The organism is Paraburkholderia sp. CI3, from assembly GCF_050436505.1.
GTDB lineage: Bacteria > Pseudomonadota > Gammaproteobacteria > Burkholderiales > Burkholderiaceae > Paraburkholderia > Paraburkholderia tuberum.
The window spans coordinates 71,915-94,259 of the sequence record NZ_JBNDMI010000002.1; the positions used below are offsets into that span (position 1 = coordinate 71,915).

Consider the following 22,345-nt stretch of genomic DNA (forward strand, 5'->3'; position numbering starts at 1 on the left):
TAGTGCTAGGCCTTGTTACGAATGCTACGCCTGCCAGAATGGTCTCGTCCAATCACCCTGACCGGAGACTGACAATGAAAGCTGCGATTCTGAAGACGCTCGGCATGCCACTCGAGATTGAACACATGCCGGCCCCCTTGATCGGCACAGGCGAGGTCATTGTCGATGTCGCCGCCGCCCCCGTGCTGCCCTACGCGAACGAAGTCTTCAGCGGCGAACGCCGATACCCAATTGACCTGCCCATGGTTCCCGGCTGCGGTGCGATTGGTCGCGTGCGTGCTATTGGCCCGGACGCCACGCATCTGAAGCCGGGTGACTGGGTGTTCTGCGATCCGACCGTGCGCTCGCGCGACGACGCCCTGATCCCCGACATCGCCCTACAGGGCTGGAGCGCGCGCGGGGACGGCGGCAAACGTCTGCAACGGCATTTTCACGATGGCCCCTTCGCCGAACAGGTACGAGTGCCGACGGAAAACGCCGTTCGCATCGGGGAGATCGCTCCGGCCGATGTCGCCCGGTGGTGTGCGCTCAATGTCATGCTGGTGCCCTACGGCGGACTGCTCGCAGCTGGTTTGCAGGCAGGTGAGACGTTGCTCGTGAGCGGCGCGACAGGCAACTTCGGCAGCGCGTGCGTCGCCGTCGCCCTCGCGATGGGCGCGCGCTGCGTGGTCGCGCCGGGACGCAACGAACGGGCCCTCGCGGATCTGGAACGCCGCTTCGGCGAGCGCATCCGGACCGTGAAGCTTTCGGGTCGTGAAGAAGAGGACCGCGAACGGATGCGGCTGGCGGCGCCCTGTCCGATCGATTGCGTGATTGATCTGATGCCGCCGTCGGTTAGCACGACCACGGTGCGCGCGGCGGTCACGACCGTCCGCGCTTATGGACGAGTCGTGCTGATGGGTGGCGTCGGCATGCTCGGCGGCGAAGGGCTTGACCTGCCTTATGCGTGGATCATGCGCAACGACATCACGATACGCGGCAAATGGATGTATCCGCCCGCAGCAGTGACGCGCATGACGGGCTTGATCCGTGCCGGGCTGCTGGATCTCGGCCACTTTGACGTCACAACCTTCCCCCTTGATGACGCTAACGACGCGGTGGCTCACGCAGCTGCGAACGGCGGCCCATACAGGATGACGGTGATCCGTCCTTAGACGGCGGACTCTCGCCTCACGCCGGACATACTTTGTCGACGATTCAGCCCCCAATGTCGAGTGACCGGTCATGTTTAAGACACTATGACTTTCCGTGAGGTAGAGGCTGGCCCGCCGTGAGGAATCAAACGCGGGTTAGCATCGCTGCCAGAGCCGCACGGTGTGGACGGTGCCACACCCGGCGATTTCCCGCACGGAGGCCAGCATGGAACACGATAGCACGCTGTACGTAGGACTCGACGTTCACAAGGATTCGATCACTGTCGCCTATGCGTTCGGCACGGGCGAGGTCGAACTGCTCGGCAAGACCGGTACGACGAAGACGGATATCGATCGCCTGTGCAAGCGTCTTCAATCGAAAGCGCGACACGTACGCGTTGTTTACGAGGCAGGACCATGTGGCTACGGCCTTTACCGGAAACTGGTCCAGAAAGGATTCGACTGCATGGTGTGCGCGCCGTCATTGATTCCCAGAAAGCCCGGCGAGCGCGTCAAGACGGATCGGCGCGATGCGGTCAAGCTTGTGCGGTCCTTACGGGCCGGTGACCTGTCAGCTGTGTACGTGCCGACCGTCGAGGACGAGGCATTTCGCGACCTCGCCCGCGCATGGATGACGGCCAAAGACGATTTGAGGCAGGCGCGGCAGCGGCTCAAGTCGTTCCTGCTCGCGCACGATGTACGCTATGCCGGTCATGCCGACTGGGGACCAGCTCACCGACGCTGGGTGAGCCAGTATGCGTTCGGTAGCGAATGGCAACAGTTCGCGTTCGAGGAACTTCGGCGTACGATCGAAGATCGGCTCGCGCAATGCCAGCGTGTTGAAGCCGCCTTGCGTGAGGCAGTGACAAACTGGCGGTTCTATCCGGCCGTCCTGGGTCTGCAGGCCATGCGCGGTGTGCAGTTCACCACGGCCGTTGGAATGCTTGCCGAACTCGGCGATCTGTCACGCTTTGAGCATCCGCGTCAATTGATGGCATGGCTCGGCGTCGTCCCGTCAGAACACTCATCGGGTGACAAGCGACGGCAGGGAAGCATCACCAAGACCGGCAATAGCTACGCCAGAAAGTTGCTCGTGGAGGCGGCCTGGAGCTATCGGCATCCGGCACGTGTAAGCGCCGACATTCAGTGTCGGCATGAAGGCATTCCCAAGGCCATCATCGATCGCGCCTGGGACGCGCAGGTTCGACTATGTCGCCGATACCGGAGGCTGGCCGCGCGTGGCAAGAATGCCAATACGACGGTCGTGGCCGTCGCCCGTGAACTGTCAGGTTTCATCTGGGACATCGGGCGCCTGGCGATGTCGCTCGCATTACCTTATCGCAGAGAGGCAACCTGATTACGAAGCACCACGTCGCTCACCCCATAGATCCACGAGTTTCCTGAAGGCGGCGTAGCCCGGCTACTCGAGTAACCCGCGGCACAACCCCGCAACGGATATCACCCGACTTGCGGCTTAAGAATGCGGCAGGCTCATGAGACGGTCCATGTAATGCGGTAACCAACCCGCGGATATCAGGATGATCCACCGTCGAGATTTACTGCTACGCCGCCCTCAGGGAATTCATTTGCGCATGAGAAGACTGCAAACCACACAATCCGATTGACACGGAAAGTCATATCGGATTGTAGGATGCCTGCCCTCGACCACGGATATGAGCGCACGCCACAGGCGCATGCGGGCAGGCGTCGTACAAACCTAAACAAAGGCGGACGTTGCTTCATCGGCGTAGGCCGACCGGATCGGGCGGTAGATGGCCCAAGAGCGGTCGGTCGACATCGACGTCCGGAACGTTGGCAATCGATGCGCACCCGTATTCGGATGGAGCGTTCCCATGCGGATTCTCGTTGCTGTCCTGTGCTCTCGCTGGTCAGCGAGCTTTGCTGTTACTGCCTACGATGTACATATCGTTCTTAAAGCGTTTTGGGCCGAAGAGTCGCAGCCCCAATTCATCTTGGCAGAGTGACAGAGCGACCTTGGCGGTGGCAACGAGGTCCACCTCGTCCAACGCGACGACGATTAGGGCAATCGTTTGGAGACAGCCATGCATTTCGACTACCAACAATTCCACATCGACGCGTCACCTCTTGATGAAGGCGGCCGCTATTACGCTCGCGCAAAGATCTACCGGCGCGCCTCGGCGAGTGGCGATGCCGTCGAGGTAAAGTATTCGGGCGACCTCGGCGATTACCCCTCCGACGCGGATGCTATTGAGGCGGCGCAGCGTTGGGCGATTCAGTGGTGCGACGAGAACTCCGCTTAGGCTTCACTATCCAGGTCCAGGCTGTCCCGGAGTATTCGCCGCACCCACCAGACATCCAGTTCGGGGGCACGCGTCAGGCGAGAGCGATACGTGCAGCAAGGGCTGACAACGGCCCTCACGACCGGTCCTGCTGAACCCCGGCAAAAGAAGCGGCGCATAATGCACACACCCCTTTGTCAGGACGATGGAGGTAGATGTGACAACTTTTGCTATCGACGCCGTTCGCATCAACCCGACGAACGACAGGTTTACCCATGTGCGTTGGGCTCCCGTCGATCCGTCGACGCGTGAATGGCTGTCCCCCCCTGCGATTGTGGAGGTGGCCGAAGTCGTCGCCGCGATCCGTCGGGGCGATGTTGTTTGGTCCCTTTTTACGCTTGGTGGCACACGGTATCTCGGGCCAAAAATTGTGTCTGTCTCTCACACCGACGGACACGCCGGCATCGACACGGACGTCCCTGGCGATCATGTCGAAAAATGCATTGACGATTTGCCGCACCTTTGACGGCATACCTTTGGGGCCGTCGGCGATCGGACTGTGAAAGGTCTGGACGGGTCGGTAAGACTCGTTGATGGACAGAGAGAGCTGACATTCGCCGACGCCAGTTTGTAAAAGTCAGCAAAGCGATGCGCGACAGCCGCACCAATTTGATCGGCGAACGTCGGCTTAGGCCGATGACCCACCAGTAGCCTTTCCGCGACGAAAGTCCGCTTCACTCTTCAAAGAGCCATTGATGCTTCGACATGCCGGAAGTCGGCTCTGGGTCGGCAAGACTCATCCATCCATCCATGACTTAGCTGACATTCATCGGCACCGGGTTGCGAAGGTCAGCAAAGCGACCTGCTGCCGCACGCTGCCCGATCGGCAATCGACCGCTATGGCCGAAGTGTACGCGACGGTTATCAGGCAGGTCTTCTGGAGAACCAGCCATGCGGATGACGGCTTTGAGGATAAGGGGACCGGATTCGCCCGATGAGAGGTGCGCCAAAAAGCGGGCGCACGAGCCGGGACGTAGCATTGCTTCGCACGGCTAGCGTCGGTCGCGCTCGATTTCAGTCTGTTCTGGGCTGCTTCATACGGACCAACCGCGCGCCTGGTCGCGTCGCTCGGAAAATATCGAGGGTACAAGGCAGGGAGATACTCTCCGTACCATAACTTAGACGCCCACATCCTGACGACACGCCTGAATATGAGCGGTGGCGACCGCGCGCTAAACTGGGTGTGTGCTATCGAAAAGTTCGGTGGGTCGAGCGCAAGACGATGAAATTCACCCGAATGATGGTCGGCCTCGCCGTCGCGTACATGACCGTGTTAGCCGGAGTCGCCATCTTGCAGGATCGTTTTCTCTACTTCCCTCAGAAGGCTGCAATCGAGGAGGTCACCTCCGGTGGACTGCGCGCCTGGCCGACACCTGAGGCGTTCAGGGGCCTCGTGGCGGAGCCGGCCGGGTCCGCGCGCGCCACGGTCATCGTCTTTCATGGCAACGCGGGGCATGCCGGCCATCGCTCGTTCTATGCGGCAGCACTCACCCGGCTCGGGCTGCGCGTGATTCTCGCCGAATATCCAGGCTACGGGCCGCGCGGCGGGGCGTTAGGCGAAGCGAGTTTTGTCGACGATGCTCAACAAACCATCGCGCTCGCACATCGCCTCTATGGAGCGCCGCTGCTGCTCATCGGCGAATCGCTTGGGGCCGGCGTGGTCGCTGCGGCCGGCTCGCGTGAACGCGACAAGATCGCAGGCATGATGCTCGTCACGCCATGGGATCGGCTCGAGCACGTCGCCGCTTACCACTATCCGTGGCTGCCCGTGAGGTGGCTGCTGCGCGACCGATACGACAGCGTGACCCATCTGGCGTCGTTCGACCGCCCGATTCTCGTCGTGGTTGCGGAACGCGACAGCATCGTCCCTACGCGCTACGGCGAGGCGCTTTACAACTCGCTGTCCGCACCGAGAAAACTCGTGGTGGTGAAGGCGGCTGACCATAACGACTGGATTGGCCACGTCGACGAAACCTGGTGGCGGGAGGCGACCGACTTCCTGCTTACGCCTTTGCATTGAAATATGAAGACGCCACCGGTCCCGTCCAACTCGGAGCGCATCTATGTTCTCGACGCGAAGAACAGGCCTGTCGAGGTGTTCGACCACGGCGCGTGGTCGCACTGGATGACGGAAAACGAACTGGTCTTCCGCCGCACACTGCTGGACGACTACGGTGTAACGGTCACGACCCGCTTCCGTGGTGTGTCCAAACCGAAAACCGGGGAGGCTTTGCTGTTCGTGACGCGCGTCGCCGGAATGCAGGCGCAAGACAACAGGAGCTACGGAGCAAGTACGCTTGATGAGGCGCTGGAGCAGCATGAGCGCATCGTGCAGAAAATCCTCCGGATAATGACAGGGCGGTGACCATCACAGCACGACGATTCTGCGCAACCGTAACCCCAGGAAGTCGCCGGATGGATCTGGTGCAAACGGCGCAAGCGAATCGGTTAGAGTGTCCTGCTGAACGAATAGAGAGCCGTCGTGGCGTGTCGATGAAACGTACCTGAAGATCCGCGGCAGGTGGGTGTAGCTCTGCCGGGCGGTGGATCGGGCCGGCCAGACAGTTGACTTCATGCTACGTGCAAAGCGCGACGTGAAGGCGGCCAAAGCCTTTTTCAGGAAAGCTCTCAAACATCAGGGCAAGCCGCCGAAGACCATCTCATTGGATGGCTATGCCGCCTCACAACGCGCGCGAACGGACGAACGGCCCAGCTGAGCCGCCTACTGAGAACGATAGCCGGTCGACAGCGCACCTCAATCCCACCGCTCGTCACGCACCTGGACGACGCCCGCCTCGATCCGCACCGGAAACGCCGCCACATCCTCATATGCCGGCGGCGCCAGCACCTTTCCGGTCCTGATGCAAAATCGTGCACCGTGGCGCGGACAGACGACCACGTCGCCTTCCACCACACCGCCAGTCAGGATGCCGCCGTCGTGCGGGCAGACATCCTCGATTGCATAACAGGTGCCGTCGACGTTGAACACAGCAACCTGCGCGCCATCGACCTCGACGCTGCGAACAGACCCGGCCGGAAAATCCCCGATCGCAGCGACATCGACCCAGTCGGACATGTCAAAGCATCCCCAATTGCAGGCGCGCCGCATCCGACATCCGGTCTCTCGACCACGGCGGATCCCACACCAGTTCAACGTGCACGTCGTTCACTCCGCTCGCCGAGAACACCGCATCCTCCACCGTCGCCGGGAAGGTCTGCGCGACCGGGCAGCCGGGCGCGGTCAGCGTCATGCGGATCCCAACGCGGCCTTCGGCTTCGTCCACGTCAAGACCATAAACAAGCCCCAAATCGTAGATGTTGACCGGAATCTCCGGGTCGAACACGGTGCGCAGTGCATCGATCACGCGTTCTTCAAGACCTTCTGTTGTCGTGCCACTCCCGGGTTGTGCGGCCTCAGCGCGCTTCAGCCAGTCGAATGTGCTCATCGTCTGCCTCACTCTGTCGAAACGGGGCGATCCTCGTCGTGCAGCGCGGCGTGGAGCGTATGCCAGGCCAGCGTCGCGCACTTCACACGCTCGGGAAATTCACGTACACCGGACAGCACCGCCAGCTTGCCCATCTCCGGCGCGGCTGTCGCCTGCCCTGCAGCGGGTGTTGTCACCATGTCGTGAAAGCGCCCGAACAGCGCTTCGGCCTCTGCTTCCGTTTTGCCTTTCAGCGCCTCGGTCATCAGCGACGCTGATGCTGTCGCAATTGCACAGCCCGCGCCTTCGAAACTCGCTTCTTTGACGATGCCGTCCTCGATTCGCAGATAAAGCGTAATCCTGTCGCCGCACAGCGGGTTATAGCCCTCAGCCGTGTGATTGGCACCGGACAGTCCATGACAGTTACGCGGCCGCCGGTAGTGGTCGAAGATGACTTCCTGATACAGGTCGCGCAGATCGCTCATTTTTCGAATATCTCCCTGACCTTTCCGAGACCTTCGATCAGCGCGTCGATATCCTGGTGCGTGTTGTAGAGGGCGAGCGACGCACGTACGGTCGCCGGTACGCCGAAGCGCTGCATCACCGGCATCGCGCAATGATGGCCCGCACGCACCGCGATGCCGTGATGATCGAGAATCGTGCCGACATCATGGGCATGCACGCCGTCGAGCACGAACGACAGAATGCCTGCCTTGTCGCGTGCGCTACCGATAAAACGCAAGCCCGGTATCACCCGCAGGGCGGCCGTCGCATAGGCGAGCAGTTCGTTCTCGTGTGCGGCGATGACTTCCATGCCGATGCTGTCGACATAGTCGAGCGCCGCGCCCAGCGCAATCGCGCCGGCAATGTTCGGCGTACCCGCTTCGAACTTCCACGGAATCGCGTTGTATTCCGTTTTCTCGAACGTTACCGATCGGATCATGTCGCCGCCGCCCTGCCATGGCGGCATCGCTTCAAGCAGTGCGGCCTTGGCGTATAGCACGCCAATGCCAGTCGGTCCGTACACCTTATGCCCGGACAACGCGTAGAAATCGCAATCTATCGCGCGGACGTCGACCGGCAGATGCGTGATTGCCTGTGCACCATCCAGCAGCACCGGCACGCCCCGCGCGTGTGCCGCTGCAACGATGCGCTCCACCGGATTGATGCTGCCGAGCGCGTTGGCCAGATGAGTCATCGCGACCAGCCGCGTACGTTCACTCAACAAACGCTCGTACGCGCCGGCATCGAGCGCGCCCATATCGTCGATCGGCACGACTTTCAGCGCCGCGCCCGTCTGCTCGCAGACGAGCTGCCACGGCACAATGTTCGAATGGTGCTCCATCGCGCTAATCAGGATTTCGTCGCCGGGCTTGATCTGCGGGCGAGCATAACTCTGGGCGACGAGATTGATCGCTTCGGTCGTGCCACGCACGAACACGATCTCCTCCGGACGCTGCGCATTGATGAAGCGTGCAATCTTCGCGCGTGCGGCCTCGAATGAATCGGTCGCGCGCTGCGACAGCAGATGCACGCCGCGGTGCACATTCGCGTTGCTATGCCGGTAGTAAGCGTTTTCCGCGTAGATGACCGAGGCAGGCTTTTGCGTCGTGGCGCCATTGTCGAGATAGACCAATGGCCGGCCATGCACGCGCTCGCCCAGAATCGGAAAATCGGCTCGCCAGTGCTCGACATTGCGCGGATCGGGCGTCTGCATCTGTTCGATCGGCTTCATAGCAGCTCCCTGATGCGCTCGCCTTCCGGGGTGCGCACGAACAGCAGGTTTTCGAGCCGGCCACGCAGCGAATCGATGCGCACACCTTCGACTATGTCGCGCGCAAATGCGTATGTCAGTAGCGCCCGTGCCATGCGCTCTTCGACACCTCGTGCACGTAAATAGAACAGCTGGTTGTCGTCCAGTTGACCGACCGTCGCGCCGTGTGTGCATTTCACGTCGTCGGCGTAGATCTCGAGTTGCGGCTTCGTGTCGATTTCCGCATCGCGTGACAGCAGCAGGTTGTGATTCGCCTGATGCGTGTCCGTTTGCTGTGCATCGCGATGCACGATGACGCGCCCGTTGAACACGCCGCGCGCTGCGCCGTCGAGCACCCCGCGGTAATGTTCGCGACTCGTGCCATGCGGCTCTGTGTGATCGATGCGCGTGTGGTGATCGACGTGCTGCCGGCCCCCGACGAAATAGAGACCGTTCAACGTCGCTTGCGCGTTCGCGGCGTTCAGGCTTGTGCCGATACCAGTGCGCGACAATGCGGCGCCGAACGCGAACGCATGTGAGGTAAAACAGCTGCCCCGTTGCTGCGCAGCGGCGACCGACGCGATATGAAAAGCCTTCGGGCCCTCTTGCTGCAACCGGTAGTGCTGCACGTCCGCCTGCTCGCCTGCGACGATGCGGGTAACCGCATTGGTCCAGTACGCGTCGCCGCTCAGCCCTACAAAATGCTCGACGATCGTGCAGCCCGAGCGTGCTCCTGCAAGCACGACATTGAACGGCTGCACCGCAAGACCCGCTTCGTCGGTCAGGAACAGGATCTGCAGCGGTTGATCGATGACCTCGCCAGGCGGCAGCACGATGGCAAACCCATCCGTCATAAACGCCGTATTTAGCGCGGCAAAGCCATCTGAATACGCCTGCGAGGCGAATGCCGATTCCAGTTGTTGTGGCATTTCTCTCAACGCCCGGGTGAGCGAGCCCACAAATACCCCGTGTGGCAAACCATTCAGTTTCGACGGCCGCGGCACATGCCGACCGTTGACAAAGACCAGTCGATGCGCGGCAGGGTCCAGCTTGAGTTCATCGATGACGTGCCGCACGTGGCTATCGTCCGTGCGTTGTGCCTTGAAATGCCAGGGACGCTTGCCAATCGCCGACACGTTCGTGTATTTCCAGTCCTCGTGCCGCGTGGTCGGCAAACCCAGCGCGTCGAACTGGTCGAACGCGCTTCGGCGCGCGGCACGCAGCCATGGAAACTCAACGCCGGGCAACGTCTTTGCGAGTTGCCCAAACTGATGGAAATAGTCGAGAGATTCGTTTTTCATGGATGCCCCGCACTTTCCTGGCTTGCTGTATTTTCTGGTTGCACCGCTTCATCGTCGATCCAACCATAGCCTTTACGCTCCAGCTCCAGCGCCAGTTCACGGGACCCCGACTTCACGATCCGGCCATTCGCCAGCACATGCACGCGATCCGGCACGACGTAGTCCAATAGCCGCTGATAGTGCGTCACGAGCACGATCGCCCGTTCTGGACTGCGCATGCTGTTGACGCCCTGCGCGACAATCTGCAATGCGTCGATGTCGAGTCCGGAATCCGTTTCGTCGAGAATGGCGAGCCGGGGCTCCAGCACGACCAACTGCAGAATCTCGTTGCGTTTCTTCTCTCCGCCGGAAAACCCTTCGTTCACGGCGCGATACAGCAGACTTTCGTCCATCCGCATCAGCGTCATCCTCTCCTTGACCCGTTGCAGAAACTCCATCGCATCGAACTCCGGCTCGCCACGATACCGCCGCTGCGCATTCAGCGCCGCCTTCAGCAGATAAACGTTGCTCACGCCGGGTATCTCGACGGGATACTGGAACGCGAGAAACAGTCCTTGGTGTGCGCGCTCCTCGGGTGCGAGCGCCAGCAGGTCGCGGCCGAGATACGAGACCTCGCCGCCCGTGACAGCAAAGTCCTCGCGGCCGGCCAGCACCTGGGCAAGCGTGCTCTTGCCCGATCCGTTTGGACCCATGATCGCGTGCACCTCGCCAGCCCTTACATCCAGATCGATGCCACGCAGAATTTTCTTGCCGTCGACTTCGACCTGCAGATTGCTGATTTCAAGCATGGTCCGAATCCCTCGCGAATCGCTGTGTTTACCCCACGGCGCCTTCCAGGCTGACGCCGAGCAGCTTTTGTGCCTCGACTGCAAACTCCATCGGCAGCTCCTTGAAGACCTCCTTGCAGAAGCCGTTCACGATCATCGACACCGCATCTTCCGGCGACAACCCACGCTGCCGGCAATAGAACAACTGGTCTTCGCCGATGCGTGATGTCGATGCTTCGTGTTCGACCTTCGCGGTCGGATTCTTGACCTCGATGTAGGGGAATGTGTGAGCGCTGCAACGGTTTCCGAGCAAAAGCGAATCGCACTGCGTGTAGTTGCGCGCGCCTTCCGCCGCACGGCCGACCTTCACGAGACCGCGATACGCGTTCTTTCCGCGGCCCGCCGAGATGCCTTTCGACAGAATCGTGCTGCGCGTATTGCGGCCGACGTGAACCATCTTCGTCCCGGTATCGGCCTGTTGATAGTGGTTGGTCAGTGCCACCGAATAGAACTCACCGACCGAGTTATCGCCCTGCAGGATCACGCTCGGATACTTCCACGTAATCGCCGAACCGGTTTCCACCTGAGTCCATGAAATCTTCGAATTGGCCTCGCGGCAGTCGCCACGTTTGGTCACGAAATTGTAGATGCCGCCCTTGCCCGACGCATCGCCCGGATACCAGTTCTGCACGGTCGAATAGCGGATCTGTGCACCTTCCAGCGCGACCAGTTCGACCACAGCGGCATGCAGTTGGTTTTCGTCGCGCATCGGCGCGGTGCAGCCTTCCAGATAGCTCACGTACGCGCCTTTGTCCGCGACGATCAGCGTGCGCTCGAACTGCCCGGTGTTCTGGGCGTTGATACGAAAGTAGGTCGACAGTTCCATCGGGCAGCGCACGCCCGGCGGGATGTAGCAGAACGACCCATCGCTGAACACGGCGGAATTAAGCGCAGCGAAGAAATTGTCGGTGTGCGGCACGACCGAGCCGAGATACTTTCGCACCAGTTCGGGATGATGCTGTACGGCATCCGAGAATGAACAGAACACAATGCCGAGTTCCGCCAGCTTTTCGCGGAACGTAGTCGCTACCGACACGCTGTCGAATACCGCATCCACCGCTACGCCCGCCAGCAGTTCGCGCTCCCTCAGCGGCACACCCAGCTTTTCGTAGGTACGCAGCAGTTCCGGGTCGACTTCATCGAGACTCTTCGGACGATTCTTCTGCGTCATCGGCGCGGAATAATAGATGATGTTCTGATAATCGATCGGCGGGTGTTCGACCGTCGCCCAATGCGGCTCGGTCATCGTGAGCCAGTGGCGATAGGCCGCGAGTCGCCATTCGAGCATGAACGCCGGCTCGTCTTTCTTCACCGAAATGAGCCGGACCACGTCCTCGCTCAGCCCGCGCGGAAGCGCATCGGCCTGCAGATCAGTCACGAAACCGTGCTGGTATTCGCGTCTGATCAGTTCATCGAAACCGGTTGCGGATGCGCTCATGTGTGGCCTCGGTCAATCGACTTGCGCGCAGGCGTCGCGCCCGCGCGATGGGTGGAGATACTACGCGCGCGGATCGCGCTGATATCGACTGCGCGCAAGGTGGGGCCCGCCATGTCCGCCAACGTGACCTGCTGCAACGCTTCGTAAATCAGGCGATTGACCTTCTGCCAGTTGGCGCGCACCGCGCACGCCGCCTCCTGGATACACAGGCCTGGCGTAGTGCTGCATTCGGTCATCCCGATCGGGCCGTCGACGACGGCGATCACCTCCGCCAGCGTGATCCGCGCGGGCGGCCGCGGCAGCAGGTAGCCGCCGTTTGTGCCGCGCAGCGACTCCACGACACCACCGCGCGTCAGGACTTTCAGCACCTTTGACACCGTTGGCCCCGCGACGCCGGTCGCCGCAGCAATGCTGCTTGCGCTGTGGACGGCATCGGGATCGCGCGCCATCGCAGTCATGATCACCGTGCCGTAATCGGCAAGTTTGCTCATGCGCAACATCGGAACATCTCCCGTTTTAATCAGGACCCTTTTGGTCCAGATTACATCGAAACGAAAACCGCACGTTTGGAGTGAGCGACACTGTCCTGGGTGGGGATTCCTGGCCACGTCGCGAATCGCTTTCCGTTTCGGGAGAAGTATTTCGCGAACGGCCCAACGCCGATTCCATTCTAGACCTGTATATATAACCTTGTCAGTGTATTGGTCTTCGTGACAGACCGCTCTGGCGAGCCACGCTCCATCGACTGCGAATACCCACTCGCCCGACGAGACATCAATTGTTTGATATCCAGAATATCGAAAACTGATTTAAAAGCCGGAATCCGCGTGAAGGATGCGCGATGTGCATCGCCTATCTCGGGAGAGGCCCGCCGCATAGTACTTTGGGCTGTTGTGGCATCCGGACCCAGTGGGGCTACTGCCCGATCTTTTCTGGTGATTGTGGTCGTGTGGAGTGTTGAGCAGGTGCGCGGACTGAATGTCGAACGCGTCCATTGCCCTCGGCCTACGTGTTCAGCGCATGCGCTAACGATGACGGCCCCTTTCGTCCGTGCCTGCATGAGATTGCCCTTCAAGGCGTCCAGGCAATTAACAATTTTGCGCCGATAAATTCTGATTATTTCATTTTCATAAAAAGTAGTTTACAAGGTAGGCGCTTACCATAAATTACTATTTAATTACAGATGCATTACGAATTGAAAGAACGCGCGAACTTATAGCGCCCAACCGACAAACGAAGGAGGTAGTAACCATGAAACCCTTCGTTAAACTCGCTGCCTTTGTGGCTGCCATCGCCTTCGCTGCGCCGATTACGGTTTTTGCCGCCGCAAACGTCGCAGCAAACCATCCACTGACCCGCGCGGAAGTCCGTGAGCAGTTGGTTGAGATCGAAGCGGCGGGCTACAACCCGGCCCGTGCGGACCCGCGCGGATATCCGGCGGACATACAGGCTGCTGAAGCCAAGGTTGCTGCCCACCACGGGGTCCCGTCCGGAGTAAGCGGCAGTCACCCAGTGACCGTCGTGGCAGTCAGTGAAGAAGTGATTGAGATCGATAGCGCTGGCAACACTTCCGGAGTGGGTGGCGTCCTGATAGAAAGCCCGTAGTAGTTCCACCACCCACATATCGTGGGATTCATTGCTGGGCGCGTTCAAACAGTGATTTCGACGTTTGGCGCTGCAACCGCCACCCCCGCGCCACCTGTCTCATCCGTTTCAGGGCGTCAGGACTGACGCCAGGTACAAAGCTGGTCGAGACCTGCCCGTGCCTGGTCAACACCCTTCGCGGACGAAACTGAAAGCCCAGAAATGTGAAGGTCACATTCGGGTAGGTTTGGGTGCGACTTCTGTCCTTGCAATACACGATCTTTGACTTTTCAGAATGCATCGTCAGCTCACACTCCGTCAGCGCGAGCCGCTCGATCGTTAGCGGCTCCTGCAAATGCGCACGGATGTATTCCTCCACCCGTCGTACATAAAACGGCGCAAGCGGTCTGCGCTCGCGCGTCATGCCGCTTCGTACGCTGTTCGGTTGACCGTAGATAAGCGCGTTCAGTAGTGTCGACTCGAACTGCTCAAATGCGAGTGGATTGCGCAGCGGATGCGCCTCCGTACTCATGATTTCCGCGAGCATCGGCAGCAACTGCATCAGGCACACCCCTGTGCCGACGTCAGTGCGAATCCTGGCTCGAATTCGATTGCCCCACCCGCCGCGTCGCCGAAATGACGCTGTGCATGACGCTCGAGCACATCGGGCTCGATACGCAGGATGGCCTGCGGGCAAGCTTCGCCCCACCGCATGCGCAGCGCCAGCGTCGGCGACACCAGCGAGCCGGCGAGCGTCCATATTGAAGTGGACCTGCGCGTAGGCGAGCTCGTACAGTTTGCGCTGCTCGTCGGAAGGGCAGCCGTCACCGATCAACGCTCGGCTCGCATCCATCCCGCTGCATAGGGTATCTACCGAACATTTCATGCTTGCGTTGTCAGGATACCTGATATCAAATACGGAACTATCGCGACGGACAGGCGCGTCTTCCAGGACGCGTTTTATTTTGTTCTTTATATCAGCCTGCCTGATATTGAATCAGCGGTGATCGGCGCCAGTATCCCCGTCACGCTCATCGCTGCAATCGCCTGAAACCGAAGATCCCTCAACCGCAGTTCAACAAAAAAACATACAACTGGTCTGGAGACATCACCATGCAATTGAAGTCGACTCACGTTCTCATGTTCGGTGCGCTATGCGCGCTGAGCACTGGAGCCTTTGCGCAATCGAGCGTCACGTTGTATGGCATCGTGGACACGGGGATCGAGTATGTCTCGCACGCGAACGCGAAGGGCGACAGCGTCTTTCGCATGCCATCCGTTACCGGAGAGTTCCCATCACGCTGGGGGCTGCGCGGCAACGAAGATCTAGGCGGCGGCTACAGCGCTGTCTTCACGCTCGAAAGCGGCTTTAACGTGCGCGACGGCAGTTCTGGACAGGGCGGGAGGCTGTTTGGACGCCAGGCATTCGTTGGCATGAAAAGCCCGTATGGAACGCTCGCGTTCGGCCGTCAGTACACGATGACCTATCTTGCGGTTCAGGGCGCCGACATCATCGGTCCGGACATTTACGGCATGGGCTCCCTGGATGCCTATGTGCCCAACGCACGCGCCGACAACTCCATCACGTATCTTGGCTCGTACAAGGGCTTTACGCTGGGCGCGGGCTATTCATTCGGACGGGACGCGGCGGGTACCGGCAACTCGCCGGGACAAGGAACCTGTACCGGCTCGGTTCCAGGCCACGCCACGGAATGCCGCGACTGGTCCGCAATGCTCAAGTACGACTCTCAATATTTCGGCGCGGCTGCGTCGTACGAGGAGCAACGCGGCGGCGCGACCGCAGCCGCCAACTTCTTCGACGGAATTGCGCCGACACCTCTCATCAACGCCGCGGACAAGGACGCCCGTACCCAACTGAGCGCCTATGCGCAGTACGCAGGCGCGAAGATCGGCGCAGGTTGGATTGGACGCCGCGTAGTGACCCAGTCGCCGACAGTACCGAATATCCGTTCGGATCTGTTCTTCCTCGGCGCTTCGTACATGGTCACGCCTGCGTTCCTCCTCGATGGCGAAGTGTTTCGGATCATCAATAGCGACCACGATACCCGCGCCACGATGGGAACGTTACGCACCACCTATCTTCTGAGCAAGCGTTCGTCGGTCTATGCGCAGGCTGCGTATCTCGCGAACAGCGCGAAGGCGCGCTATTCGGTCAGCGGTGGCGGCGGTGGGACCACACCAGGCGCGGGCATGGGTCAAACGGGCGTGATGGTCGGCATTAAACACATGTTCTGATAGGGGGCGAGAATGAAACGAACTTCAATTGCTATGTGCGTATCGGCAGTGTCCGCGATGCTGGCGGCCTGCGGCGGCGGTTCCGACTCGCTCTCCACCAGTGCGACACAATTGCCTCGGCTTTCCGCAGCACAACCCGCGACGCTGTCAGGAAACTGCAGCGCGCTCGCCGCCAGGTTGACGTTTGCGGCCACGACGTTCACGTCCGTTACCGACGTGCCGGCCGGAACGCTCACGGTGGCGGGAAAGTCCGTGCCCGAACATTGCGTGATCGAAGGGAAAATGAATCAACGCACGAGCGCCGTTGACGGCCAAACTTATGCGATTGGTTTTGAAATGCGGCTACCCCTCGCGTGGAATGGTCGCTTTTTCTATCAGGCCAACGGTGGTCTCGACGGTAATGTGACACCGGCGACGGGGGTGCTCAGTGGCGGGGGCCCGCTGAACAACGCTCTAAACATGGGCTTCGCCGTGATCAGTTCGGATGCAGGTCATTCAGGGTCGCAAAACCCGCTGTTTGGTCTCGATCCCCAGGCGCGCCTCGATTATGGCTATAACGCCGTTGCTACGCTCACGCCAATGGCCAGGCAGGTGATCAAGTTGGCCTATGGCAAGGGCCCCGACCGCAGCTACTTCGAAGGTTGCTCGAACGGCGGCCGTCATGCGATGGTGGCGGCAGCCAGGTCTTTCGCGGATTACGACGGCATCATTGCCGGCGACCCCGGCTTTCATTTGCCAAAGGCGGCGATCGGGCAGATGTGGAGCGCACAACAGCTAGCTACCGTCGCGACCGCCAAAACGTCGGCCGGAATTGCCGATATCACCACCGGCTTGACGACTGCTGAAAGGCAGCTCATCGCGTCGAAGGTCATCGCGAAGTGCGATTCGCTGGATGGTGTAGCGGACGGGATGGTGCAAGACATTAAAGCGTGCCAGGCGAGCTTCGACCTGGCCACGGACGTACCGACATGTTCGAGCAATGGGCGCGACGGCACCTGTCTTACGGCGGCTCAAAAGCAAGCCGTTGGAAATATTTTTTCTGGGGCGAAAAATAGCGCTGGCACTGCGCTCTATGCGAGCTTTCCGTATGACGTCGGTGTCAACGGATCAGGCTGGGCCGCGTGGAAGCAAGGCAATTCGATCAGCCTTGACCCGGCCGCGGCGGCCTTCGTATTTACGTCGCCGCCGCAGAGCGCTTCGCTGCTCAGCTCCATCGGCGCCTACGCTCTGAACTTCAACATGGACAGTGACGCGCCGAAGATCTTCGCAACGAGCGGTGTCTATGCCGAGACTTCGTGGTCATTCATGACCCCGCCGAACGAGACTGATTTGAGCGGTCTGAGGAGCCGGGGCGCGAAGTTGATCGTCTATCACGGGACGAGCGATCCAGTGTTCTCGTCGAACGATACGACCGACTGGTATCAGCGCTTGTCCACGGCTAGTGGCGGTGACGCGAGCAATTTCGCCCGGCTCTTCACGGTAGCAGGGATGAACCACTGCAGCGGCGGTCCGACGGCCGATCAGTTCGACATGCTGACGCCTATGGTGGCATGGGTCGAGCAAGGGCAAGCGCCGAACCGGGTCATCGCAACGGCTCGCGACACGACCAACGCGATACCGAATAGCGAGGTGCCGACTAGCTGGGGTGCCGGGCGCACGCGTCCGCTCTGCGCGTATCCGAAGGTGGCCCGCTATACCAGCGGAGACGTGAACTCGGCAAGCAGTTTCACTTGCAGCTAAGCCACTGACCGTGCAAGGGGGGCGAAGATGTGAACGCTCCCCCACTACGCCGAGGAAACGTTAGGCCCCCTCACCGCCCGCGATCGCTTTGAGCCGCCGATAAAGCGTGCGCTCGCTCAATCCCAGCTGCGCGGCGAGCTCACTGCGTTTTCCACGGAATTGCGCCGCTGCGCGCGCGAGTTCCGCATCGGTCAGCTTGCGCGGCAAGCCTACGCCCACGGCCAGCGAATCCTGACCACCGCCGGAAGCCCTGTCGCTGACCGCCTGCGGCAAGTGTTCGGCGCGGATCACGCCACCGTCGGCGAGCAGGTTGGCGCGCTCGAGCACGTTGCGCAATTCGCGGATGTTGCCGGGCCACGCATAGGCGCGCAACTGCGCCATCGCGTCCGCGGAAATCGACGCTTTATGCGACGATCCGGCGCGCGCCGACGCAATGCGCCGCAGGATCGAATCCGCGAGCAGCGCGATGTCGTCGACACGCTCGCGCACCGCGGACAAATGAATTGGAAACGCGCAGCCGCGCTCGCGGCCACCGGTTCGCTGACGGGATTGATGACGGGGATGCTCGGTGTCGGCGGCGGCTTCATCATCGTGCCGATGATGCGCAAGCTGACGGACGTGTCGATGCACGGTATCGTCGCGACTTCGCTGATGGTGATCGCACTCGTCGGCAGTGGCGGCGTTCTCGCGACGGCCACGCACGGCGCAACGCTTCCACTCGAAGTCGCGTTGTGGTTCACTGGCGCCACCGCCGCCGGTATGCTCAGCGGCCGGCTTGCATCGCATCACATCGCCGCGCGTCAGGTGCAACTGGGCTTTGCGAGCATCCTCGTCTGCGTGGCGCTCGGCCTGCTGGTCAAAGCGGCGCTGATGTAAGCGCTGCCGCTTCCCTCCAACTCACACGACAGTCAACCTGAACGATGATCGATCTCGACCATTTCACCCCGATCGCGTCCCTGTGCGGAGGCCTGCTGATCGGCGCCGTGGCTGCGGCGATGGTGCTTTTGCTGGGCCGCATCGCCGGAATCAGCGGGATAGTCGGCGGCCTGCTGCGCTGGACCAGGCGAGACGGCGCATGGCGCGTCGCCTTCGTTGCCGGGCTGGTCGCTGCCGCGGTAATCGCGCGCGCGGTCGGTGCGCCCGTCGCGATCACCGTCGACGCGTCGTGGCCGGCCGTGATCGCGGCCGGCTTTCTGGTCGGCATCGGCACCCGCTATGGCAGCGGTTGCACGAGCGGACACGGCGTGTGCGGCATTTCACGCGGCGCCACGCGCTCGCTCGTAGCGACGGCGACGTTCATGGCGGCCGGCTTCGTCACCGTCTATATCATGCGACATCTTCTCGGAGCCTAGGATGGCAACAGTCGTTTCATTCGTATGCGGGCTGCTGTTCGGCTTCGGCCTGCTGTTGTCGGGCATGGCCAACCCCGCCAAAGTGTTGGGCTTCCTCGATTTCGCAGGACGCTGGGACCCGTCGCTCGCGTTCGTGATGATCGGCGCGGTGGCTGTCGCAGCAATCGGCTTCGCGATCGCGAAGCGCCGCGGCAAGTCGCTGCTCGGATTGCCGATGCAGATTCCCGCGTCAACGCACGTCACGCGAAGGCTGATGGTGGGCAGCCTCGCGTTCGGCGTCGGTTGGGGAATTGCAGGGTTCTGTCCCGGCCCGGCGTTCGTTGCGCTCGGACTCGGGTCGGTGAAAGCGTGGGTGTTCGTGGCGGCGATGATCGCGGGAATGGCGGTCTTCGAGTCGTTGGAACGGCGCAGACAGGCGGCCTTGGCGACTACCCCTTAACCTGGCCTTAAGGCGCGGTCGTGTACGATCTGTTTCGACTGAATCCAACTCACAGGCTCCCCTATGCAAGTCTCCCCTGAACACCGCTATGACATCGTCGCACGTTTGCTCCATTGGCTCGTCGTCGGGCTGGTTGCCGCGCAGTTCGTGATCGGCTGGACGATGCCGGACGTGCACCGCGATACCGTGCCGGACGGCGAAATCGCCTGGCACCTTGGCGTCGGCACCGCGCTGCTCGCAGCGATGGTGTCGCGGGTGCTGTGGCGCGTGACTCATCGGTCGCCGCCGGACAACCTGCCGCCGCTGTTTCGCGCCGCTTCGAAGCTCACGCACCTCGCGCTGTATGTGCTGCTGGTGCTGGTGCCGCTGCTCGGCTGGATCAACGCTTCGTCGCGCACGTGGACGGTCCGCCTCGCCGGACTTGCTTCGTTGCCCTCACTGTCGGCACCGGGTTCGTCATTCGGACATGCGATGGGCGATGTTCACGGCGTCCTCGCTTGGGTTCTATTCGGCGTGATCTGCCTGCATATCGCAGCGGCGATGTTTCATCAGTTCGTCGCCGGCGACCGCGTTCTGCAGCGCATGAAGATCTAGCGGTAGTTCGAGCGCTGCCTACATTTGCCCGTCAAACAGGGCAAAGCTGCGTGGCATGTCACGCGGGCGGACAGTTTCCCGAACTGACGCCGTACGGTCGAATGTTCAAGCTGAACGGATATACCTTCGGCGAACGTACGATTCCAGTGGCCGTGATGGCGATGCTCGACGTGACCAGGACGAGGCTCAACCATGATGCCAACGGCAATATCATCTCTCCCAAAGACGGTCTGCCGATTTTCGATTCAGCCAGCATCTTCCTCGCCGGCAAGATCACCCACAGAATCGGTGCGTTCACGCAATTTACCTACTCGAACTACGACCATCAGGGAAGCGACGGAAGCTGGATCGGCCACTGGGCATCGGACAACATGGATTTCCGTTGTGTCGACAGGATCATTGGGAACGCAAGCGACCTGATTCTCGGCGAAGCTGGCGGCCCAACCACGGGTGTTCAAGGACCATCGTCGCCCAATCTCGCCTCGTGACATTCGGGGCTTATCGGCCAGTACGTGCCCGTCCCGCCGGAAACCAGCGTGGAAGCATCGCGATCAGGACGTCGTCTTTAAGGAAGGCATGATGAAAAATAGCCGCGAATGCGTGCAACCCCGCAAGCCACATAATGGCGTCGCCGAGCCACGCGTGCAGCGATGCGAGGGCTGAGCCTGCTCCATGCGAGCTACTGAGTAAAGGCGGAATATCGTAACCGCCGATCAGCGTCAGCGGATGCCCTTCGAGCCACGCGCCCGAGATGGCGGTAAGCGGTAGCGCGAGGAGAAGCAGATACAGCATCCATCGAACGGTTGTTGCCATCACAGCCATCCAGCGAGAAACCGGAGGTGTCTCGGGACGCGCGTCGTATGCTCGCCACAGCAGGCGGATGAGGGTGAGCGCGAACACGCATAAACCCAAAGTCTCGTGCAGTCGCCGGTCGAACTCGTGCACCGAAGAGTAGACGCGCTGTTCAGATCCGCCGGGCCCGTACATGAACGTCACGAGCACGACAATTGCCGTGCACCAGTGGAGGAATTGGGCAATCGAACCGTAGCGTGTGGCAGAGCTTTTCACTATAGCGCTCCCGATGTGTGCCCATCGACGAACGGTAGGCACGACCGCGACACGGCAAGCCAGTGGATAACACACACAGATGCATCGTATCGTGACGTGGCATGCATGGCTGGCCGGACGCTGGCGTATTGGATTCGTGAATGGATTCTACGCGCAAACTCCTGGCGAAATCTCAAGCTGATGGCGGCTCACGTTTCAAATCTTCTCCGTCCAGCCAGGCGGCGCGGTATGCACCCGGTCGTGTGGCTCTTGCAAAGTCATTCTCAAGTTCTTCGTATTGCTGCCGATATCACCATCGAGGAGACAATAGCCCGGTTACCGCGCGCAGTAACCGGTAAAAGATGCTGACGCACAGCCACGCCGCCGTCGAGTATCAATGTTATGTACTCGTGCGCGCGCTGATTCTTGACCGATGCAATATATTTCGAGTTTAGGCATCGCCGGCATTATTGGCCGGTGGAGGCGGCGACATGGCGTCGACCGGCAACTGATCATTACCGTCGCACTGGTGTTGACTGGCCTCGTCATTTTCGCTCTCGGCATTGGTTACACGCTTATATCGCATGAGCGGTCCGACGCGGAGCGCATTCACGCTCTGCGTGCCCGCGACGACATCGAGACGCTGCAGGCAGTGAACATCCGGGCGAACGCCGATTTCCTGGTGGGGCTCGACAGTGCACGGGTGGCATCTTTCGCGTGGCCAGTGCAGCGGGTAGTTTCGGCCGCCACCAGTTTCGACCGCCTGGAACAAAGTTACGCCAGCGACCCGCGAAGCCAACTGATGGTAAGGCACGTGCGCGGTGAGACGGCTCGCTGGGCGTGGCTTCTTGCCGACATCGCGGTACATGCGCGCGTGGCGGATGGCCGCGCGTCGGTCGACAGCCCGGCGCTGCTCGAAGCGAACCGTATGCTGGCGAACATCGTCACCCAACTGGTGACTCTCCGCGACGCGCAGACCGCTTCCCTGAGGGCTGCATCCGACAGCGCGGCGCGCCACCTGGTGATAGAGCGGACCGTGCTTGCAATAACGGCGCTGGCGGCATGTTTTCTCCTTTGCTATGCGTTGGTTGCTCACTATCGCGCCCGTCTCGCACGGCAGCGCGCGCGGGTCATT

General features: G+C 60.9%; 24 protein-coding genes and 3 pseudogenes. 15 read left to right on the forward strand and 12 right to left on the reverse strand.

Features of this window, described 5'->3' with window-relative positions:
• The first annotated feature begins 74 nt into the window (after positions 1–74).
• From OKW29_RS03200 to OKW29_RS03230, 7 genes and pseudogenes are all read left to right on the forward strand, one after another.
• Complete coding sequence (locus tag OKW29_RS03200) at positions 75–1,154, forward strand: alcohol dehydrogenase catalytic domain-containing protein (protein WP_429289956.1); 1,080 nt, start codon at positions 75–77, stop codon at positions 1,152–1,154.
• Between the two features lie 205 nt (positions 1,155–1,359).
• Entirely contained in the window at positions 1,360–2,490 is a 1,131-nt protein-coding gene (locus OKW29_RS03205; RefSeq protein ID WP_429289466.1) for an IS110 family transposase, read from the forward strand.
• 706 nt (positions 2,491–3,196) lie between these two features.
• Positions 3,197–3,415, forward strand: coding sequence for a hypothetical protein (locus OKW29_RS03210; protein WP_090811471.1), 219 nt, complete (start codon positions 3,197–3,199; stop codon positions 3,413–3,415).
• Between the two features lie 196 nt (positions 3,416–3,611).
• The gene (locus OKW29_RS03215) at positions 3,612–3,920 is read left to right on the forward strand and encodes a hypothetical protein (protein WP_311548368.1); all 309 of its coding nucleotides are present in this window, start codon (positions 3,612–3,614) and stop codon (positions 3,918–3,920) included.
• Between the two features lie 756 nt (positions 3,921–4,676).
• Complete coding sequence (locus OKW29_RS03220) at positions 4,677–5,474, forward strand: alpha/beta hydrolase (RefSeq protein WP_429289957.1); 798 nt, start codon at positions 4,677–4,679, stop codon at positions 5,472–5,474.
• Between the two features lie 3 nt (positions 5,475–5,477).
• Positions 5,478–5,819, forward strand: a complete 342-nt coding sequence (locus tag OKW29_RS03225) for a hypothetical protein (RefSeq protein WP_429289958.1) — start codon at positions 5,478–5,480, stop codon at positions 5,817–5,819.
• A gap of 115 nt (positions 5,820–5,934) precedes the next feature.
• A pseudogene (locus tag OKW29_RS03230) lies at positions 5,935–6,147 on the forward strand (DDE-type integrase/transposase/recombinase); the annotation flags it as partial.
• Between the two features lie 62 nt (positions 6,148–6,209).
• On the opposite strand, the gene nirD reads toward OKW29_RS03230, so the two are convergent.
• The 8 genes from nirD to OKW29_RS03270 are packed head-to-tail and all read right to left on the reverse strand — an operon-like array spanning position 6,210 to position 12,698.
• Positions 6,210–6,530, reverse strand: coding sequence for a nitrite reductase small subunit NirD (gene nirD / locus OKW29_RS03235; RefSeq protein WP_429289959.1), 321 nt, complete (start codon positions 6,528–6,530; stop codon positions 6,210–6,212).
• Position 6,531: 1 nt separating this feature from the next.
• The gene (locus OKW29_RS03240; RefSeq protein WP_090811480.1) at positions 6,532–6,900 is read right to left on the reverse strand and encodes an SUF system Fe-S cluster assembly protein; all 369 of its coding nucleotides are present in this window, start codon (positions 6,898–6,900) and stop codon (positions 6,532–6,534) included.
• A gap of 8 nt (positions 6,901–6,908) precedes the next feature.
• A complete protein-coding gene (gene sufU / locus OKW29_RS03245) occupies positions 6,909–7,364 on the reverse strand; it encodes a Fe-S cluster assembly sulfur transfer protein SufU (protein ID WP_184058729.1) in 456 nt (151 codons plus the stop codon).
• Positions 7,361–8,614 carry a SufS family cysteine desulfurase gene (locus OKW29_RS03250; protein WP_429289960.1) on the reverse strand — a complete coding sequence of 418 codons (1,254 nt, stop codon included), beginning with the start codon at positions 8,612–8,614 and terminating at the stop codon, positions 7,361–7,363. The genes sufU and OKW29_RS03250 overlap by 4 nt, the downstream gene beginning before the upstream one ends.
• Complete coding sequence (sufD, locus tag OKW29_RS03255; protein ID WP_429289961.1) at positions 8,611–9,933, reverse strand: Fe-S cluster assembly protein SufD; 1,323 nt, start codon at positions 9,931–9,933, stop codon at positions 8,611–8,613. The genes OKW29_RS03250 and sufD overlap by 4 nt, the downstream gene beginning before the upstream one ends.
• Entirely contained in the window at positions 9,930–10,721 is a 792-nt protein-coding gene (gene sufC, locus OKW29_RS03260; RefSeq protein WP_429289962.1) for a Fe-S cluster assembly ATPase SufC, read from the reverse strand. Before sufC ends, sufD begins: the two co-directional genes overlap by 4 nt.
• Positions 10,722–10,749: 28 nt before the next feature.
• Entirely contained in the window at positions 10,750–12,198 is a 1,449-nt protein-coding gene (gene sufB, locus OKW29_RS03265; RefSeq protein ID WP_429289963.1) for a Fe-S cluster assembly protein SufB, read from the reverse strand.
• Positions 12,195–12,698 (reverse strand): SUF system Fe-S cluster assembly regulator, encoded by a 504-nt coding sequence (locus tag OKW29_RS03270; RefSeq protein ID WP_187615791.1) that lies wholly within the window; start codon positions 12,696–12,698, stop codon positions 12,195–12,197. The genes sufB and OKW29_RS03270 overlap by 4 nt, the downstream gene beginning before the upstream one ends.
• A gap of 751 nt (positions 12,699–13,449) precedes the next feature.
• Here OKW29_RS03270 and OKW29_RS03275 point away from each other — a divergent pair.
• Positions 13,450–13,803, forward strand: a complete 354-nt coding sequence (locus OKW29_RS03275) for a DUF4148 domain-containing protein (RefSeq protein ID WP_429289964.1) — start codon at positions 13,450–13,452, stop codon at positions 13,801–13,803.
• 301 nt (positions 13,804–14,104) lie between these two features.
• Here the strand turns inward: OKW29_RS03275 and OKW29_RS03280 are convergent.
• Positions 14,105–14,526 (reverse strand): annotated as a pseudogene (locus OKW29_RS03280) (AraC family transcriptional regulator); the annotation flags it as partial.
• Between the two features lie 369 nt (positions 14,527–14,895).
• On the opposite strand from OKW29_RS03280, the gene OKW29_RS03285 reads away from it, so the two are divergent.
• Positions 14,896–16,038, forward strand: coding sequence for a porin (locus tag OKW29_RS03285; protein ID WP_184058736.1), 1,143 nt, complete (start codon positions 14,896–14,898; stop codon positions 16,036–16,038).
• Positions 16,039–16,050: 12 nt separating this feature from the next.
• Positions 16,051–17,778, forward strand: a complete 1,728-nt coding sequence (locus tag OKW29_RS03290; protein ID WP_429289965.1) for a tannase/feruloyl esterase family alpha/beta hydrolase — start codon at positions 16,051–16,053, stop codon at positions 17,776–17,778.
• Positions 17,779–17,838: 60 nt separating this feature from the next.
• Here the strand turns inward: OKW29_RS03290 and OKW29_RS03295 are convergent, their stop codons facing one another.
• Positions 17,839–18,267, reverse strand: coding sequence for a helix-turn-helix domain-containing protein (locus tag OKW29_RS03295; RefSeq protein ID WP_429290723.1), 429 nt, complete (start codon positions 18,265–18,267; stop codon positions 17,839–17,841).
• Between the two features lie 24 nt (positions 18,268–18,291).
• Here OKW29_RS03295 and OKW29_RS03300 point away from each other — a divergent pair.
• The 5 genes and pseudogenes from OKW29_RS03300 to OKW29_RS03320 all read left to right on the forward strand — a co-directional run.
• Positions 18,292–18,654: pseudogene (locus OKW29_RS03300) on the forward strand (sulfite exporter TauE/SafE family protein); the annotation flags it as partial.
• A gap of 44 nt (positions 18,655–18,698) precedes the next feature.
• Positions 18,699–19,130 (forward strand): YeeE/YedE family protein, encoded by a 432-nt coding sequence (locus OKW29_RS03305; protein WP_184033257.1) that lies wholly within the window; start codon positions 18,699–18,701, stop codon positions 19,128–19,130.
• Between the two features lies 1 nt (position 19,131).
• Entirely contained in the window at positions 19,132–19,569 is a 438-nt protein-coding gene (locus OKW29_RS03310; RefSeq protein ID WP_429289966.1) for a DUF6691 family protein, read from the forward strand.
• A gap of 63 nt (positions 19,570–19,632) precedes the next feature.
• On the forward strand, positions 19,633–20,163 hold the full coding sequence (locus OKW29_RS03315; RefSeq protein ID WP_429289967.1) for a cytochrome b: 531 nt from the start codon (positions 19,633–19,635) through the stop codon (positions 20,161–20,163).
• 101 nt (positions 20,164–20,264) lie between these two features.
• Positions 20,265–20,651, forward strand: a complete 387-nt coding sequence (locus OKW29_RS03320; RefSeq protein WP_429289968.1) for a hypothetical protein — start codon at positions 20,265–20,267, stop codon at positions 20,649–20,651.
• Between the two features lie 10 nt (positions 20,652–20,661).
• Here OKW29_RS03320 and OKW29_RS03325 read toward each other — a convergent pair whose 3' ends face one another.
• Both OKW29_RS03325 and OKW29_RS03330 read right to left on the reverse strand, forming a co-directional pair.
• Positions 20,662–21,231, reverse strand: coding sequence for a cytochrome b (locus OKW29_RS03325; protein WP_429289969.1), 570 nt, complete (start codon positions 21,229–21,231; stop codon positions 20,662–20,664).
• 430 nt (positions 21,232–21,661) lie between these two features.
• Positions 21,662–22,306 (reverse strand): hypothetical protein, encoded by a 645-nt coding sequence (locus OKW29_RS03330; RefSeq protein ID WP_429289970.1) that lies wholly within the window; start codon positions 22,304–22,306, stop codon positions 21,662–21,664.
• Positions 22,307–22,345: the final 39 nt, after the last annotated feature.

Excerpts from the sequence above, each read along its gene's own strand:
- OKW29_RS03320 (WP_429289968.1), top strand. The coding sequence starts at position 20,265 with ATGTTCAAGCTGAACGGATATACCTTCGGCGAACGTACGATTCCAGTG.
- OKW29_RS03275 (WP_429289964.1), top strand. The coding sequence starts at position 13,450 with ATGAAACCCTTCGTTAAACTCGCTGCCTTTGTGGCTGCCATCGCCTTC.
- OKW29_RS03250 (WP_429289960.1), bottom strand. The coding sequence starts at position 8,614 with ATGAAGCCGATCGAACAGATGCAGACGCCCGATCCGCGCAATGTCGAG.
- sufD (WP_429289961.1), bottom strand. The coding sequence starts at position 9,933 with ATGAAAAACGAATCTCTCGACTATTTCCATCAGTTTGGGCAACTCGCA.
- OKW29_RS03290 (WP_429289965.1), top strand. The coding sequence starts at position 16,051 with ATGAAACGAACTTCAATTGCTATGTGCGTATCGGCAGTGTCCGCGATG.
- OKW29_RS03315 (WP_429289967.1), top strand. The coding sequence starts at position 19,633 with ATGCAAGTCTCCCCTGAACACCGCTATGACATCGTCGCACGTTTGCTC.
- OKW29_RS03200 (WP_429289956.1), top strand. The coding sequence starts at position 75 with ATGAAAGCTGCGATTCTGAAGACGCTCGGCATGCCACTCGAGATTGAA.
- OKW29_RS03210 (WP_090811471.1), top strand. The coding sequence starts at position 3,197 with ATGCATTTCGACTACCAACAATTCCACATCGACGCGTCACCTCTTGAT.
- OKW29_RS03225 (WP_429289958.1), top strand. The coding sequence starts at position 5,478 with ATGAAGACGCCACCGGTCCCGTCCAACTCGGAGCGCATCTATGTTCTC.
- OKW29_RS03220 (WP_429289957.1), top strand. The coding sequence starts at position 4,677 with ATGAAATTCACCCGAATGATGGTCGGCCTCGCCGTCGCGTACATGACC.
- OKW29_RS03270 (WP_187615791.1), bottom strand. The coding sequence starts at position 12,698 with ATGTTGCGCATGAGCAAACTTGCCGATTACGGCACGGTGATCATGACT.
- OKW29_RS03240 (WP_090811480.1), bottom strand. The coding sequence starts at position 6,900 with ATGAGCACATTCGACTGGCTGAAGCGCGCTGAGGCCGCACAACCCGGG.
- OKW29_RS03285 (WP_184058736.1), top strand. The coding sequence starts at position 14,896 with ATGCAATTGAAGTCGACTCACGTTCTCATGTTCGGTGCGCTATGCGCG.
- OKW29_RS03310 (WP_429289966.1), top strand. The coding sequence starts at position 19,132 with ATGGCAACAGTCGTTTCATTCGTATGCGGGCTGCTGTTCGGCTTCGGC.
- OKW29_RS03205 (WP_429289466.1), top strand. The coding sequence starts at position 1,360 with ATGGAACACGATAGCACGCTGTACGTAGGACTCGACGTTCACAAGGAT.
- sufC (WP_429289962.1), bottom strand. The coding sequence starts at position 10,721 with ATGCTTGAAATCAGCAATCTGCAGGTCGAAGTCGACGGCAAGAAAATT.
- nirD (WP_429289959.1), bottom strand. The coding sequence starts at position 6,530 with ATGTCCGACTGGGTCGATGTCGCTGCGATCGGGGATTTTCCGGCCGGG.
- OKW29_RS03305 (WP_184033257.1), top strand. The coding sequence starts at position 18,699 with ATGATCGATCTCGACCATTTCACCCCGATCGCGTCCCTGTGCGGAGGC.
- sufU (WP_184058729.1), bottom strand. The coding sequence starts at position 7,364 with ATGAGCGATCTGCGCGACCTGTATCAGGAAGTCATCTTCGACCACTAC.
- sufB (WP_429289963.1), bottom strand. The coding sequence starts at position 12,198 with ATGAGCGCATCCGCAACCGGTTTCGATGAACTGATCAGACGCGAATAC.